The sequence below is a fragment of the Anaerotignum propionicum DSM 1682 genome (assembly GCF_001561955.1).
Classification (GTDB): domain Bacteria; phylum Bacillota; class Clostridia; order Lachnospirales; family Anaerotignaceae; genus Chakrabartyella; species Chakrabartyella propionicum.
Map to the genome: position 1 here is coordinate 2,733,471 of NZ_CP014223.1, position 16,820 is coordinate 2,750,290.

Below are 16,820 nucleotides of genomic sequence, written 5' to 3' on the forward strand. Positions count from 1 at the left end.
GTATACTTTCGCTTTTGCCGTCCATTCAAATCCACCTCAGCTTTCATAAAAAAATTAATATATACTTAGTATATGCTTCAAAAAATTTAACGTCAACACCATATGAGAAATTTCTTTGAAAACTTTCAAACTTCATCAACAAAATTCGTCATTCAGGCTGACATTTTTCCATAGTCTTAATGATAGTTAGTATCTCTTCAGAAAGTTTCCAAACTTAGTATATTGACCTAACCAAGTCAAATCAACGGTACCCGTTGGGCCATTTCTTTGCTTTGCAATAATCAATTCAGCTTGATTTTTTTTCTCCGTTTCAGGAAAGTAATATTCATCTCGATAAAGAAAAGCCACAACGTCAGCATCCTGCTCAATGGCACCGGATTCACGCAAGTCTGATAGCATGGGTCTATGGTCACTTCTTTGCTCACAAGCACGGCTTAACTGAGATAATGCAATCACAGGTGATTCCATCTCACGGGCAATTGCCTTTAAATTACGAGAAATTTCCGAAATTTCTTGTTGTCTTGAGTCCGTTCTGCCGTTGCCACTCATTAACTGTAAGTAATCAATTACGATCAGCCCCAAGCCCTTTTCCACCTTTAAACGGCGGCATTTTGAGCGCACGTCCATAGGAGAAATACCGGGGGTGTCATCAATATAAATTGGTGCTTGGGAAAGAGGTCCCATGGCACGAATCAAATCTTCCCAATCCTTATCGTTCAATTCTCCGGTTCTAAGCTTTTGCGCATCCAGCATTGCTTCTGAGCAAAGCATACGGTTTACCAACTGTTCTCGACTCATTTCCAATGAAAATACAGCTACGGGTACGTTTCCTCGAATTGCTGCATTTTGAATGATATTCAATGCAAAGGCAGTTTTGCCCATAGAAGGGCGGGCGGCAAGGAGCACCAAATCTGACTTTTGCAGTCCCGCAGTTTTTGCATCAAAATCAACAAATCCCGTAGGGACCCCTGTGAGCTTACCCTTAGAGCGGTAAATATCCTCAATTTTTTCAATGGAATCAACAGCAATATCTCGAATATGGTGAAACTCCTCAGAATGGCGTTTCTGCATGATATCAAAGATACTTTTTTCTGCCTGATCCATAATACTGTTGATAGATTCTTTTCCCTCAAAGCTCATTTGAGAGAGATTTCCCGCCGTCCGAATCAAGCGGCGCAAAACAGATTTTTCTTCAACAATTGCCGCATAGTGACGCACATTAACAGAACTGCCCACGGCAGTGGATAGGGTTGCCAAAAAAGGCACACCGCCCACCTGCTCAAATACGCCCTTTTCTTCCAGCTTATTTTTCACTGTAACCACATCAATGGGCGATGCTTGACGATACAATTCTTCTGCTGCCTCAAAAACCATTCTATGGTCAGGGCGGTAAAAATCCTCTCCCGAAAGAATCTCAAGGGCAACCGAAGCTGCCTCTCTGTCCAAAAACATTGAGCCCAATACGGCCTGTTCCGCTGTTTCATCGTGGGGCGGCACGCCACGGATATTTTCATTTTGTTTTTGCTGTTCCATGTATTCCGCCTCCGCTTATATTAAACCTCTACAATCTTAATGGTAACTTCTGCGGTAACCTTAGGATGCAGCTTAATGGTTGCCGTTCTTTCCCCAACCATTTTAATAGGGTCGCCGATAGAAACCTTCTTTTTATCAATATCCTGCTTCGTTTGCTCCACGATTGCATCAGCAACTTCTTTATTTGTAACAGAACCGAATAATTTTCCATTTCCGCCTGTTTTCACCTTTATCGTAACAACCTGATCCTTCAAATTTTCTGCAATCTTTTGGGCGCTTTCCAGCTCCTCCTGTTTTCTCTTTTCTTCGGATTTCTGCTTTAATTCAAAGTCATTTAAATTAGACTTAGTAGCTTCCACTGCAAGCTTTTTGGGGAACAAGAAATTTTTTGCATAGCCTTCGCTTGCATTCACTAATTCACCTTTTTTACCAACACTTTTCACATCTTGTAATAAAATCACTTTCATATTACGCTTCCTCCTTCAAATATTCTTCAATGGCATGGCGAATGGCCTCTTTTGCTTCTTCTGTAGTAACATTTTGAAGCTGTGCTCCAGAAACCGTAAGATGTCCGCCACCACCTAATCTTTCCATAATTCTTTGTACGTTGATATCGCCAAAGCTGCGGGCGCTGATATAAACCGTATCCCCCACCTTGCAGCATACAAAGGACGCCTTTACCCCTGTTACATTCATCAATTCATCCGCCGCTTGGGCTGCCGTAAGCGTTGAATTCTCCACATTAGCAGGGCAAACAGATATGGCGATATTGCCCATAAAAAGCTCCGCATCCTTTACTGTGGAAGCCTTCGCTTTATAAGCATCCATATCATTTTGGAATAACAGCCTTACACGAATGCTGTCTGCCCCGTTACGACGTAAAAAACCTGCGGCTTCAAAGGTAATCGCTCCGGTTTTTACGCAAAAATTCTTTGTGTCAACGGTAATACCCGCCAAAAGGGCATCCGCCTCAACACTGGTAAGTTTGACTTTTTTTCCAATATGCTGAATCATCTCAGTGATCAGCTCTGCCGTTGAGGATGCATAGGCCTCATGATAAACCAAAACAGCCTGATCAATGGCATCTGCACTTTTTCTATGGTGATCAAATAGAACAATTCTTTTTGCCGCCTCTAACACTTGGGGACTTTCCACCATACTTTTGCGGTGGGTATCCACCACAATGACCAAGGTTTTTGCGTCCATGGTTTTTAAGGCTTCCGCTGTTTTCATCGTTAGATTCAAATGACCTCCATTGGTCATCATTTTATCCCAAAGTCTGCGTATACCAACGCCCACCTCGTCCATTACAATATTGCACCGTTTGTCCATGGCTCTTGCAATGGCGCAAATGCCCAAACAAGCACCCATACTGTCCAAATCTCCATTTTTATGACCCATAACCAAAATTCCCGAAGACTCACCCATGAGTTCCCAAAGAGCATCTGCCTTTACTCTGGCACGAATGCGGGCATTACGCCCCATCTCTCCTGACTTACCACCGTAGAAAAGAAAGCTCTCGCCCTCCTTCACAACAACCTGGTCACCGCCTCTGCCCAAGGCTAAGTCGATGGCAGCTTTTGCATTCTGCATGGCTTCATCCAAAGAATTACCGCCAATGCCTATGCCCATGCTGACAGTTACAGGAATATGGTCTCCCACGCTAATTTCCCGAATATCGTTTAAAATATCAAATTTCTTTTCTTTCAATTGCATCAGCATACCCTTTTTCAGCAAAAAGAAGTATCGATCCTTCTCCAGCTTTCGGATTACGCCATCCAAATCTTGTGCCAGTTGATTTAACTTTCTGTCAATCAATGCTGACAAAATGGGCCAACGGCTTTCATCCAGGTTGTCCACAACTTCTTCATAGTTATCTAAGAAAATCATACCTACAACCGTTTGCTGCTCTGCTAAGCATACAGAAAGCTGCTGTCGTTCTGTAACATCTACCAAGGTCATGGTCAAAACCGTACCAATGGCACCATTTTCCTCAATGATATCACAATGATCCAAAGCCGCATCAAAACTTTTATCACCAAAAGGAATTAATATTTTTTTCCCACCACCACTGTTTTTTAATAATTTTTCAACAATGGGCTTTGCATCTTCAATTTCAGTAAACACTTCAGCAAATTTTTCATTATACATTAATATGTGTCCCCGAATGTCCAAAACAGCATATGGAATTGGTAGATTATGAGGTATTTGAAAATTTTCCTGCAAAACTGCGGTATCCAAAAAGGAGAGGGTCTCCTCCTTGGCTCCCTCAAAGGGCACATAAAGCTCTTTTAAGACAGGCCAGCCGAAAAAAACAGCAGCACCACCAATTAATGTGCCAATTCCCAAATAAATATCCACCATGGTACACACAAAAACAACAACTACAATCAATGCAATAGCAAGTATTACGTTGTCGCGTTTTTTTGATTTAAACATTTATACGCCTCCAAAACCCAATGGTTTCCTTTACGCCTTTTGCCCTAGCTCTCGGAGCAATTCCAATAGAGGGGTTTTCCATTCAGGTCTTTCCTCCTCCAAAAGACCAAGCTTTAGCTTTGCTGTAGCCTTTTCATCAAGGGATTGTTTCGAAATGCCCATTCTTGCCGCTAAAAGATACATCACAATCTCCAAATCGGCCAATATTTCTGCTTTTTCCCCTTTTGTCGCATTTTCCTGCATCGCCGTATAAAACTGAGCTACTGACGACAGCATCCTACACTGCAAATTTTCTGTCATCTTAACATTCTTAGCAACATCAAAATCCTTTCCGTTCATTTAAAAACCGCCTCCTATTAGATGGTTTTGGTTATTATATGCAATAATATATTATAGCATAAATTTTTGTCTATCTCAACATGAAAGTACCCCGGTGACATTTTAAAACTCTAATGGTTCGCCTGATTTCAACAAATCATGTCCTATTTTCTTATAAATCCTACGCCGGCCCCTCGTAAAACTTCTGTTTTGAGGCTCAACAGGGCAACGTAATATTGTTTATAAATAAAAAAAGCTGAAACAGTTTTAAAACCATTACAGCTTAATCTATCATAAAACTTCTCTCATTGCAGTAAAAAGAGGTGTATCTTCCTTCATTCCGTAAAATACCGCCCCAGATCGATGGCAAAGCTCACCTAATGCAGCCCTATGTTCCTTCAATGCCTTATCATATGCCTTAAGGACAGAGGGGGTTAATTCCAAATCGCAAGTTTCTCCCGATTCAGAATCCACAAAACGCACCGCTTGTCCTTCTTTCGGCTGCTCTTCCTCAGAGGCTAAAACCTGTACCAAACAAACCTGCTGCTTTTTTCCCTGCAAAACACGCAAAGCTTCCTCCAACGGAGCCTCCGTAAAAAAATCAGAAATAACAAAGGAAATGCCCCGTCCCAACTTGCCACTGTAAAGCCCAGCTCGTAAAAGATTAGATCCGCCACCACTTTCGGCTTTATCCAGCAGATTTAAGAGTTCAAAAAACCCGCTTTTCTGTGCAGCCCCTCGCTTTTCCAGAATGATTGAATCATTCCAAAGAAATAAATTCACACGGTCGCCACTGCAAAGGCTGATGTAAGCCAAGGATGCAGTGATTGCCTTTGCCTGTAAAAACTTCTCCCCTTTTTCCATGGAAGTGCTGCAATCCAAAAAAAGATTGATTTCTGCCTGCTTCTCCTCCATAAAAACCTTTACGTAAAGCTTGTCAAAGCGCCCATAACTGTTCCAGTCCACCCTTCGGAGATCGTCCCCCATGATATAATCACGAAAATCAGAAAACTCTAAAGAGCTGCCTTTTGCATGGGACTTTCTGGCACCACTGTAGCCATCAACGCTTAACCTTTGGCGTAGGGTAACAGAGAGCTTTTCAAGCTGCAATAAATATTCCTTTGAAAATATATCCTGTAACGTTCTCATATCAACAACGCCTCAATGATTTGATCTGCTGTAATGCCATCTGCCATACCCTCAAAATTCAGGAAAATACGATGACGCAATGCTGCCTTTGCCACTGCCTTCACATCTTCATATGCTATATTGTAACGCCCCGCCATTAGGGCATAAACCCTTGCTGTCATCATAATCGCCTGTGCCCCTCTGGGGCTGGCACCATAACGTACATATTTCTTCACCATCTCCGGAGCATCTGCATAATCAGGATGGCTTTTTAAAACAACGTCCATAATATATTCTGCAACAGGTGTGGCCACAGGCACTTCCTTGGCAATCCCCCGCATCTCCAAAAGCTGTTCCTGACTGCAAATTTTGTTTGCTTCCCTTGGACTTCCCATAGTGGTAGAGGTTACAATCTCCAAAAGTTCTGCCTTTGTGGGAAATGCCACATCAAGCTTAAATAAAAAACGATCCATCTGGGCTTCCGGTAAAGGATAAGTTCCCTCTGATTCCAATGGATTCTGTGTTGCCAACACAAAGAAAGGCTCGGGCAATGTATACGTGGTGTTTCCGCTGGTTACTGTGTGCTCCTGCATTGCTTCCAGCAAAGCACTCTGGGTTTTCGGTGTTGCTCTGTTGATTTCATCCGCCAAAACGATATTTGAAAAAATAGGTCCCTTTCGAAACTCCAGCCCCATTTCTCCCTTGGAATTTTTGGTCATCACCGAGGTTCCCGTAACATCGGCAGGCATCAGGTCAGGGGTAAACTGAATTCTTGAAAATTCCAAATCCAAAACCTTTCCAATGGTTTTAACCAGCTGTGTCTTGCCAAGTCCGGGCAATCCTTCCAGCAAAACATTACCTCCGGCAATCATAGATGTTAGGACACCTCGAATCAAATCCTTCTGTCCAATAATCACGGTGCCTATTTCCGCTTCTATTTTCTGAAGTTCCGCCCCAAACTGACGAATCTTTTCCTCATTCATTTCGCAAACCTCCTTTTTTCCATGATTACATTATACGGTCTTTGGACTTCCCCCGTCAATCAATGGGGAAAAACGTAAAGAAATATAAGGAATTTGTTTTGTTTTTCTTAAAAAAGGGCATGTATACTATCAGAAAACCTTATATTTAAAGACTGATAAAGAAAAGGATATTGAATTTTTATGTGAATGCATACTTCATACTTATCTACAAAACTCAATTATGAAGGGTTTTTGAACACCTTTTCTATTTCAAAATTCAAGAGAAGATTCGAAACACTTTATTTTTAACGTAAATGTTATGGAAATATTGTGAAATTCATAGTATTATATTTTATGTAAGATAAAATTTTACAAATGAGCTTAAGGGGAATATCTATGAAAAAAATTAATTTTAAAAACTTGGATAAATCCTATCTAAAAATATCGTTATATCTATTTGCTGTTGCGGCAGCCATTATTTTATTTGAAAAAATTATTGGGCACCTTCCCAATTTAGGAAATGTAATCCATACCTGCCTCATTACAACATTACGCTTGGGTTCTCCGTTCTTTCTTGGCTTCGCAATCGCATATGTTATGAACCCCTTTATGAAGTTCTTCGAAAGGTTGTTCCTAAAATTTATACCAAAGGCCCAAACTCACAAAAAAGTTACACGAATTTTCTGTATTCTAATCAATTACATTATTATTATCGGGGGTATTTTCTGGATTTTCATTTATCTTGTTCCTGAACTTAAGGGTTCCGTTGTCTCCTTTGTGTCACAGCTTTCAACTTACTCAGCACAGCTAAATGAATCCACCACGGACCTTTTCGACCGTATTCATTTTATCAACGCAGAGGATGTAAACAATATCTTAAATAAATTGCTGGCTCCAATTATGGGGGCATTCCAAAATGTTCCGGCTTTGATTACCAATATTCTTACAAATCTTTATTCTGTGGGAAAAATTACAGTGGATATTATCATGGCCATCTTTATCTCTTTTTATATGCTGTATGATAAGGAGAATTTCAGAAACCATGCATTAAAAATCGTTTATGCTATTTCAAGCCGTAAAAGTGCAGAACACCTATTTTATAATGCTCAACGAATCAATCGAATCTTCCAGAACTTTATTGTTGGCAAAGCAGTAGACTCTCTGATCATTGGAATTCTTGCCTTCATTGGTTTCTCCCTGCTGAATGCACCTTTCCCTTTGATTCTGAGCTTAATTGTGGGTGTAACGAATATGATTCCATATTTCGGGCCATTTATTGGTGCAATTCCTGCTATTATCATTTCACTTTTGGTGAATCCCACAACGGCAATTTGGGTTGCATTGTTCATTCTTGCTTTGCAGCAATTTGACGGAAACTTTTTAGGCCCTAAAATTTTAGGAAACTCTTTAGACATCAGCCCAATCTGGATTATTCTGGCAGTAGTCTTAGGTGGCGCATTGATGGGTCCTATCGGCATGTTTATCGGTGTACCGGTTTTGGCAACCATTAAAATGTTCTTAACAGAATATATTAATCATAAATATCAAGATAAATATGCTGAAGATGATCCCCTTGCTCTGGAAAGCCATGAGCAAGAATCCCCGCCCGAGGCGTAAGCCTGAACATAAAAGAAGGACCAGACTTTTCAAAGACTGTCCTAAGGACTTTTCGGAGGAAAAAAATGAATCAAACCAAACAAACAAATTTATTTGCTCTAATCTTTTTTGTCTTTTTTATTGTAAGCGGACAGCTTTTGTATCTCATACCAGTGATGCAAAAAATCCCTTATGTCTGGTTTTCAAGCATCGTGCAAATTATATATTGCTCCGTTCCCATTCTTGGTTACTTTATATGGACAAAAAAAAATCCTAAGGAGGTTTTTCGTTTATACCCCTTGGGATGGAAAAACCTATTATTGATTATTGCCTTTGGCTTTGCCATACAGCCGCTTATGCGTTTTCTATCCTTCTTCACCTCCATGTTTTTCCCGAATGTTGCCCAAGAATTTGCAGATGCATTGGATGGAACAAGCTTTATTGGAACCTTGATTACCATGGCAATTTTACCGGCATTTTTAGAGGAACTCTCCTTGCGGGGTGTATTCCTTTCAGGCTACCGACGTTTGGGAACTTGGAAAGCAATTTTCTGCACTGCTCTTTTATTTGGGCTTTTGCATATGAATCCACAGCAGTTTCCATATGCATTCTTCGCAGGATTGTTTTTCTGCTTTTTGGTGGAGAGAACGGGCTCCATTTGGGCCTCCATTATCCCCCATTTTATTATTAATGCCACAAATGTAATCAGTATGTACCTCCCTATGGCTGAGGATGTTGCTAACATGGATATGCCCAGCAACACGATTCTTCTCCTTTATACCGGCGTAGGTGCATTTATTTCACTGCCATTTTTAGGACTGATTCTCTATCAGTTTTTAAAAATCAACCCTGTAAGAAATTCCTACGTACCAAAGGATGGAACAAAAGAGCGCTTTCTCTCTATTCCGATTTTCTGTGTATTTGGTCTGTTTCTAATATTTGGCATCCTACCATATCTGGATTACTTATTTTAAACTAATTTGGCACACTTCCTTTTGTGGGGAGCGTGCCTTTTCAATTGATCAACTCCTTATTCCTGTGCCAAACGAAAGCGAGGCATCTCTTGCCCTTCTATTATTACCATTTCCAAAAACATTTCCTTTGGTCGCACCCAAAGACCATACTCACCATAAAGTTGACGATATACCACCATTTCTTCTAGCGTTTCAGAATGTTTTGCAACTCCCACAACACAGTATTTTTTGCCTTTATAGTGTTCATAAATTCCGCCAATTATAATATCCATTTTGACCTTTTCCTTTCTCATTTACGTCACACGTTGCATCCACAGGGTCTCATAAATCCCATTGTCTTATGTAACATTTGTATCCTTAGATAAAAAACGAATGATTTCACCATTATTGCTTCTATTTCTGCAATGCTGACCACATGCAACGCACCCTCCTCGCACCTGCTCACAAACAAAGCCTCTGAAATTCCCCATGTAGCTATTGCTTGCCCTTTCCGTCACCTGCTTTTACTTTTGCGTTTATGATAAAATAAGGTTTTAGCTTTGTATCCCATTTGGTTAATAACTTCTTCAGCCTATCATATTTTCCCCACCCTTTCAAGACAAGAAAGTCTCATTGAAAAACGGCATCCGTTCTGCTTACGGATACCGCTTTTATACTTCAAATTCAAATTAAAGGGTAGTTTATTCATTGAATATAGCTGAACGCTTACTGTTCCATCTGCCTGCCCAAAAATCCCGCTGCTGTTTGAGCAAGTTTGCCCTCAACCTCACCCATTTTTTTATCCTTGGAGAGGAAAATAATAGCACCCATTGCATCACCTTCAGCAATAATAGGAGTAATCAACTGATGATTATAACCCTCCATGCTGTCGTCATCCAAAATTGGCACAAAATTGCTGTCGTTTTTATCGGCAATTAACGTTGTTCTTCGGTTAATACACTTTTCCATCTCTGGACTAATGTGCTTTTCATACAGTTCTCTTTTAGAGCCGCCGGAAACGGCGATAATCTGATCCTTATCAACAATACAGGTTACATGTCCGGCAGTTTGTGCCAAGCTCTCTGCATATTCTTTGGCAAACGTCCCCAGTTCACCAATAGGTGAATATTTCTTTAAAATAATTTCACCCTCTCTGTCGGTGAATATTTCCAATGGATCTCCTTCTCTAATGCGCAATGTGCGTCGAATTTCCTTTGGGATAACCACCCTTCCTAAATCATCTATTCTTCTTACGATTCCCGTCGCTTTCATAGAAAATACCTCCGTTTACAAATAAGGTTGTTACATTTGATTTCCTTGTGCTTGTATTATTTGTAAAAGAAAAGAAAATATACCTACTCCTCATGTAGAATAAAAAATAAAGTTTCGATATAACTTCTCATAAAATCTGTATATGGAAACAATCTGTAGATGAAAGCCCAGGAAGAATAATCGCATTTACATCCATTTTTTCGTCAAAAATTAACTGATTTTTAAACAATTTCTTTTGAAAGTATAACCAAAATGGCACAAAAAAAATGCCCCAATTTATAAAATCGGAGCATCATTATTTTCATTCTGCCTTACCATGTCTGCTCATCAAATCTAGAACAGCCTGCTCCGCATTCTTACCTTGGAACAGCACTTCATAAATTGCATTGGTAATAGGCATTTCCACATTATGCTCTTTTGCCAGTGTATACGCCGCCTGCACAGTATTTACGCCCTCTACGACCATTTTAATCTCCGCCAGGGTCTCAGCAAGGCTTTTCCCTTTTCCTAACAAAATACCCGCTCTGCGGTTTCTTGAGTGCATACTGGTACAGGTTACAATTAAATCTCCAATTCCGGATAGGCCTGCAAAGGTTTCAAGCTTTCCGCCCATCTCAATTCCAAGGCGGCTCATTTCCGCAATACCTCGGGTCATAATCGCAGCCTTCGTGTTATCACCAAAGCCCAGTCCATCAGAAATACCTGCAGCAAGGGCCATGACATTCTTCAATGCCGCGCCCATCTCTACCCCAACCATGTCTGTATTGGTGTAAAGGCGAAATCTTGGGTTCATAAATTCCTCTTGTACCATTTTTGCCGTTTCTGCATTTTCAGAGGCAATTAAGCAGGTTGTTGGAATCTCTCTTGCTACCTCTTCCGCATGGCTTGGCCCCGATAGAACACAAACCTGACACTGAGGTGCGCATTCCTGAATCACTTGAGAAAGGCGTTTTAAGCTGATCTCCTCCAGCCCCTTGGCAACGTTCACCAAAACCTGATTTGAATTCAAATATGGAGAAAAATCTATGGCTGTTTGGCGTACAGCCTTGGAAGGCACCGAAAGTATAATGATTTCCGCATCCTTCACTGCTTTCTCTCGCTCAGCAGTAAAACTTAAGCCCTCCGGTAATAATACACCGGGCAAATATTCTTTATTTTCTCTCTCTTTTTCCATTTGTTCCACTGCGTCCTGCCGTCTGGACCAAATCACAACGTCATGTCCATGTTTTTGAAGCATCACTGCCAAAGCTGTTCCCCAACTACCAGAACCGATTACTGCAACTTTTTTCACTGTTGCCACCTCCAATATACTCCTACTGCACATTTTTATGCAGTGTAAATTTATTTTCCGTGCCGGATATTAACCGTTTTATATTTGCCCTATGGAGCCAAGTTGCCAAAACCGCCAATGCAGTAAAAATCACCACTGCTTCTGTAGGCATTCCTAGAAAATAGGCACTGATTGGTATAGAAATTGAAAATAAGATAGATCCCATAGAAATAAAACCTGAAAAAGCAACACCCATAATTCCTATAGCTATGGTAATCACACCAAAGAATGGGGAAAATACAAATGTCAAGGATAGCACAAAGCCAATGGTGGAAGCAATGCCCTTGCCTCCTTTAAATTTTAGATAAAATGGAAAGTCATGGCCTAAAATGGTTCCGGTACCTGCATAAATACCCGCCAACAAACTATCATCGGGAAAAATCAGTCTACAAAGAAAGAATGCCACAACACCCTTCAGAATATCCCCAAGAAAAGTTGCCAGCCCTGCACGAAACCCCAGCACACGCAAGGCATTGGTTGTACCCAAATTCCCGCTTCCTTTTTTGCGCAAATCTGTTTTAGTAAGCTTTCCAACAATAAATCCCATGGAAATGCAGCCAATAAAATACCCGATTAGCAAACTAATGAGTCTAAACATATCAATCCTTTTCCCCTTTTTCCCTCGCTATAAAATGAATCGGTGTGCCAACAAAGCCAAAAGCATCTCTCAATTGATTTTCTATATATCTACGATAGGAAAAATGGAATAATTCCTTTTCATTTACAAAAATAACAAAGGTTGGCGGCTTCACCGAAACCTGAGTCATATAATAAAGCTTTAACTGACGTCCCTTATCTGCTGGAGGTTGTTGCATCGCCATCGCCTCAATCAATACCTCATTTAACACGCCTGTGCTGATGCGCAAAGCGTGATTTTCGTGAACCATTTGGATTAATTCCAGCATTTTATTGATTCTCTGGCCATTTAGGGCAGATATAAATACCCTTGGTGCATAAGGCATATAAGCTAACTCATTACCAATATCCTTTAAATAGCTGTTCATGGTTTTATCATCTTTTTCAATGGAATCCCACTTATTTACCGCAACAATGGCAGCCTTGCCTCTTTCGTGGGCAATTCCTGCAATTTTGGTATCCTGATCGGTAATACCCTCGTTTGCATCAATCACCAAGATCGCCACATCACAGCGCTCCACCGCCGCAACGGCACGAATAATGCTGAAACGCTCAATTTCTTCTTTGATTTTGCTCTTGCGGCGCATTCCCGCTGTATCAATAAAGATATACTTTTTACCATCAATAGTAATGGGCGTATCAATGGCGTCTCTGGTTGTTCCGGGAATATTGCTTACAATTAAGCGATCTTCTCCAAGAATTTTGTTAATCAAAGAAGACTTCCCTACGTTTGGCTTTCCAATGATTGCAACACGAATGGCATCTTCCTCTTCTCCCATGCCTGAAGCATCAGGAAAATGCTCCACAACCTGATCCAGCATGTCTCCAAGTCCCAAAGCCTGTCCAGCTGAAATAGGCATAGGATCACCAATACCCAACTCATAAAATTCATAAATATCCAAAGTGTCTCGCTTAGTGCTGTCCACCTTATTTACTGCCAATACCACAGGCTTCTTGGTGCGGCGCAGCAGATTTGCCACCTGACGGTCATCATCTGTTACGCCTGTTTTTACATCAGTAACAAATAAAACAACATCGGCAGTTTCAATAGCGATTTCTGCCTGCTGTAAAATCTGTTTTTGAATAATTTCTTCAGAACCGATTTCCATACCACCGGTATCTATCAAAGTAAATTTATAGTTCAGCCATTCCACATCCGCATAGATACGGTCACGGGTTACACCGGGTGTATCTTGCACAATGGAGATTCTTTCTCCAGCTAAGCGGTTAAACAATGTAGATTTCCCTACATTGGGACGGCCAACCACTGCTACGATTGGTCTACTCATAATGATTCCTCCATATTTCTCTCTATCGCAAATAAATTCTTTTTTGCATTAATTAGGTAAATTCAGCCTTAAAAGCCACTTTAGGATTATACCACAGTATTCTTTCCAAATACAATAGCACATCTCTTGTTTTCAGCCCTTAAGCTCCATAATACCTGCCATTACACCCCTGTCTTCTCTCATCTTTCTGTGGGAATAAAAACGCTCTGTGTCACACATGGTACAAAGTCCCGCAATTTCAATGTTTTTCACACCCATGTTCTCCAACAAACGACGGTTTGTCTCCCAAAGATCAATGCGATATTTCCCATCTTCCTTGGGGTCATCAAAGATAATTTCCTCAGCAAAGGCTATGTTTTTGCGAAACAGCTCCACCACTGGAGCATCCACCTGAAAACAGCATTTCCCAATGGATGGGCCAATTGCCGCAACCACATTTTCAGGTTCTGTCCCAAATGCATCTATCATTGCTTGTAAGGTATGCTCCGCCATGCGGTTTCCTGTGCCCATCCACCCGCAATGTGCCATTCCGATGGCTTTTCCCTTAATATCCAACAAAAAAACAGGAACACAATCCGCCCCAAAAATCACCAATGGGATATTGGGCTCATTGGTAATCAATCCGTCCACATCGAAATATTCCCGTTCCCGCAAAACACCCTTGCCTCTGTCTCCCGCTGTAATTTGTCGCACGTTTGTGGTATGGGTCTGTTGGGAGGTCACATAGTTCTCTTTGGAAAAACCCATAACATCCCCAAGAATCTCATAATTTTTCAAAACCAGCTCTTTGTCCTCACCTCTGGTTAAGCCCATATTCATCGTAGCATAAAAACCCTTGCTTACTCCGCCACGCCTCGTTGTAAAACAATGCTTTACCATATCCGTTTGATTCAGATTGTCAAAAATTACGACTTCCACTTCTCCCAATTTTTCTATTTTCATAGCCCACTCCTTATGCTATCCAAAACGCATTCTCCGTATAACGAAAAAACGTTTTTCCATTCTCCTCTAAGACCTCTGCAACATCAAAACGAAAATCACCATCTAAGGCATATTCTGCGATATATGCCTTTGCTGTGCGAATGATATGCTCCTGCTTACGTTGATTCACCGCCTCGCAAGGCTCACCCTTTTTTCGTCCCGCCCTATATTTTACTTCGGTAAAGATGATGTATGTATCCTTTTTTGCAATAATATCAATTTCTCCCCCTTGGATACGATAATTTCTAGCCAAAATTTCATACCCCAGACGGCGCATCTCTTTGACTGCCATTTCCTCACCAATGGCACCTTTGGTTTGATTATCTTCAGGATTCGCAAAATTTTTTACGAAGCTCTTTCGATGTATGGGGCAAAGGCCATGAACACGAATGCCTGCAATATGCTCCGTTGATCCATATCCTTTATTGGAAGCAAAACCATACCCAGGATACAGCGCCTCATAAGCTTCCATCAGCCTATCACGGTATACCTTCGCAACAATGCTTGCCGCACCAATGGAAAGACTTTTTGCATCCCCTTTTATAATGCCCTTTTGTGGAATAAAAATTTCAGGAATCGTCACCGCATCTGCCAAAATAAACCTTGGCACAGGGTTTAACTGAGTAAGTGCCTCTCGCATTGCCTCATAAGTTGCCTGCAAAATATTGATTTCATCGATTCTCTCCCAAGAAACCACACCAATTCCATAAGAAACTGCTTTTTCTAAAATCTCTTCATAAAGACTTTCTCGTTTTTTTGCAGAAAGCTTTTTAGAATCATCCACACCCTCAATCAAACAGTTTTTAGGTAAAATTACCGCTGCCGCAACAACAGGCCCCGCCAATGAACCACGGCCAACCTCGTCCACTCCGGCGACCAAATCAAACCCCTGGGCATAACAAGCCCTTTCATATTCCAATAAGGCATCCAAACGCAATTGCTCTTTTTCAAAGGCGGCTCTTCTTTTCAAGGCCGAAGCAACGACCAATTGGACTCCCTTTCTCTCATCTGTTTCAAATGCTCCTACAGCTTGATGTAATTCCTCCAAGGGGCATTGCTCTAAATATTCTTTGATTTCCTTTATTGATTGCATCATCCGTCCCGCCTTTCCTAAAATCATTATACCATAAAATAGGACAGATGCGGTAAAGCCCTATGGTGAAAATTTCAGGCCACAATATAAATGGTAGAGTGCTCTCTTTTTCCAGTGACAAAATATCTTTTTACCCTATATTTTCAGCTTGACGCCTTATGTCAGCAGAGAAATTTTACGATAAGAAGTGGGCTGTGAATGAATGTGAAGAGTTTAAATAAAAACTCTTGGTAGAAATGGATAACTAGGAAACAAAATAATATTCCCTTATGATATTATTATTTCGTCAATGAAAGTACATTGGTTAAAAAATTTCAAATCATATCAGGAGCAAGAAAATACACAAAAAGAGGTGTCCGCATATCATAGGGGGCCACCTCCTCTGTACACTCATTTAAATCAAAAGTGATAATTATAAAAGACAAGTGCTGTAACATTATTCATTGTATTTGACTGGAAAACAGTGCTGTTTTAAGTTAATCTTCTGTTCAGCAAGTTTACTTAGAATGGTCTAAAACCGGAATATTGGAAAATCTGCTGCTATTGCCTCAAATTTTAAAGACAAGAAAATTTTTGTTTCCTTTAAAAACGAAAACTTCAAGCAACATCTTCTATGGATATCTCCCCACAGGATATTCAGTGTTCTTCGTTTTTAATCGCCCAATGAATCATAAAGGCTAGGGCTGCTCGCAGTATAATAATACCGCCAATAATTAGAATTTCGGAGAAATCATGGACAATAACTGTACGTAAAATTTCTCCCCCAAGCTTGAACTCAAGTGCCATGGCCATTCCTCTTGAGAGATTTAGGCGGGTATGGGGGTCTCGACGAATGTAATTATATATCCCCCTGGCACCAGCTATAATCATGATTCCCACACCAACAAACTCGAACATTAAAATCGCCGATTCCGTAAGCATAATTAAATATTCTCGCAAAAATATCATTGCAACAACTCCTTTTTAAAAAATTTTTCATAAGTGTATCATTATTCACGTCAAAAATCTACTTTTTTCGTGCATTTTTTAAAATTTCCTTTATTTTTCACAAAAATAATAAAAATATTTACCAAATCACCAGCTTTAAATCGACATTTTGCACAAAAAAAATAAGTTTACTTTTCAAAATAATTCCAATTTTAGTTGACATAATGAATCCATGAAAAATACTCTTTGAGGTTGCTTATATCTTTATTAATCGAAAAAAGAAAGGTGTTCCATAACTACCAACGAATTTTGAATCTGTTCCCCTTCCTTTTTCCAAAAAAAGCCCCCCGAAAATGCTACATA

16 protein-coding genes are annotated in these 16,820 nt (G+C 40.4%); 2 read left to right on the top strand and 14 right to left on the bottom strand.

Annotation, left to right across the window (positions count from 1 at the left end; all coding sequences use genetic code 11):
* Positions 1-186: 186 nt before the first annotated feature.
* The 6 genes from dnaB to CPRO_RS12860 form a co-directional block, all read right to left on the bottom strand.
* Positions 187-1,533 carry a replicative DNA helicase gene (gene dnaB / locus CPRO_RS12835; protein ID WP_066052604.1) on the bottom strand — a complete coding sequence of 449 codons (1,347 nt, stop codon included), beginning with the start codon at positions 1,531-1,533 and terminating at the stop codon, positions 187-189.
* Between the two features lie 20 nt (positions 1,534-1,553).
* Positions 1,554-2,000 (bottom strand): 50S ribosomal protein L9, encoded by a 447-nt coding sequence (gene rplI, locus CPRO_RS12840; protein ID WP_066052607.1) that lies wholly within the window; start codon positions 1,998-2,000, stop codon positions 1,554-1,556.
* A gap of 1 nt (position 2,001) precedes the next feature.
* Positions 2,002-3,972 (bottom strand): DHH family phosphoesterase, encoded by a 1,971-nt coding sequence (locus CPRO_RS12845; RefSeq protein ID WP_066052610.1) that lies wholly within the window; start codon positions 3,970-3,972, stop codon positions 2,002-2,004.
* A 30-nt stretch (positions 3,973-4,002) separates the two neighbouring features.
* A complete protein-coding gene (locus CPRO_RS12850; RefSeq protein ID WP_066052613.1) occupies positions 4,003-4,311 on the bottom strand; it encodes a MazG-like family protein in 309 nt (102 codons plus the stop codon).
* Between the two features lie 270 nt (positions 4,312-4,581).
* A complete protein-coding gene (locus CPRO_RS12855) occupies positions 4,582-5,439 on the bottom strand; it encodes a DUF58 domain-containing protein (RefSeq protein WP_066052617.1) in 858 nt (285 codons plus the stop codon).
* Positions 5,436-6,401: an AAA family ATPase gene (locus tag CPRO_RS12860; protein WP_066052620.1), complete on the bottom strand. Its 966-nt coding sequence runs from the start codon at positions 6,399-6,401 to the stop codon at positions 5,436-5,438. The genes CPRO_RS12855 and CPRO_RS12860 overlap by 4 nt, the downstream gene beginning before the upstream one ends.
* A 375-nt stretch (positions 6,402-6,776) precedes the next feature.
* Between CPRO_RS12860 and CPRO_RS12865 the strand changes: the two genes are divergently transcribed.
* Positions 6,777-7,997: an AI-2E family transporter gene (locus CPRO_RS12865; RefSeq protein WP_066052623.1), complete on the top strand. Its 1,221-nt coding sequence runs from the start codon at positions 6,777-6,779 to the stop codon at positions 7,995-7,997.
* A 65-nt stretch (positions 7,998-8,062) separates the two neighbouring features.
* Positions 8,063-8,950 (top strand): type II CAAX endopeptidase family protein, encoded by an 888-nt coding sequence (locus CPRO_RS12870; protein ID WP_066052626.1) that lies wholly within the window; start codon positions 8,063-8,065, stop codon positions 8,948-8,950.
* 56 nt (positions 8,951-9,006) lie between these two features.
* Here CPRO_RS12870 and CPRO_RS12875 read toward each other — a convergent pair whose 3' ends face one another.
* The 8 genes from CPRO_RS12875 to CPRO_RS12910 form a co-directional block, all read right to left on the bottom strand.
* Positions 9,007-9,222, bottom strand: a complete 216-nt coding sequence (locus tag CPRO_RS12875) for a DUF1653 domain-containing protein (protein WP_066052629.1) — start codon at positions 9,220-9,222, stop codon at positions 9,007-9,009.
* A 433-nt stretch (positions 9,223-9,655) separates the two neighbouring features.
* Entirely contained in the window at positions 9,656-10,201 is a 546-nt protein-coding gene (gene spoVT, locus CPRO_RS12880) for a stage V sporulation protein T (protein ID WP_066052632.1), read from the bottom strand.
* Positions 10,202-10,502: 301 nt separating this feature from the next.
* Positions 10,503-11,492: an NAD(P)H-dependent glycerol-3-phosphate dehydrogenase gene (locus CPRO_RS12885; protein ID WP_096348658.1), complete on the bottom strand. Its 990-nt coding sequence runs from the start codon at positions 11,490-11,492 to the stop codon at positions 10,503-10,505.
* A gap of 22 nt (positions 11,493-11,514) precedes the next feature.
* Positions 11,515-12,129, bottom strand: a complete 615-nt coding sequence (gene plsY / locus CPRO_RS12890) for a glycerol-3-phosphate 1-O-acyltransferase PlsY (protein WP_066052637.1) — start codon at positions 12,127-12,129, stop codon at positions 11,515-11,517.
* A 1-nt stretch (position 12,130) separates the two neighbouring features.
* Complete coding sequence (gene der / locus CPRO_RS12895) at positions 12,131-13,456, bottom strand: ribosome biogenesis GTPase Der (RefSeq protein WP_066052640.1); 1,326 nt, start codon at positions 13,454-13,456, stop codon at positions 12,131-12,133.
* Between the two features lie 132 nt (positions 13,457-13,588).
* Positions 13,589-14,398: a peptidoglycan editing factor PgeF gene (pgeF, locus tag CPRO_RS12900; RefSeq protein WP_066052642.1), complete on the bottom strand. Its 810-nt coding sequence runs from the start codon at positions 14,396-14,398 to the stop codon at positions 13,589-13,591.
* Positions 14,399-14,408: 10 nt separating this feature from the next.
* Positions 14,409-15,530: a ribonuclease HII gene (locus tag CPRO_RS12905; protein ID WP_066052644.1), complete on the bottom strand. Its 1,122-nt coding sequence runs from the start codon at positions 15,528-15,530 to the stop codon at positions 14,409-14,411.
* 636 nt (positions 15,531-16,166) lie between these two features.
* Positions 16,167-16,478, bottom strand: coding sequence for a DUF1622 domain-containing protein (locus tag CPRO_RS12910; protein ID WP_066052647.1), 312 nt, complete (start codon positions 16,476-16,478; stop codon positions 16,167-16,169).
* Between the last annotated feature and the right edge of the window lie 342 nt (positions 16,479-16,820).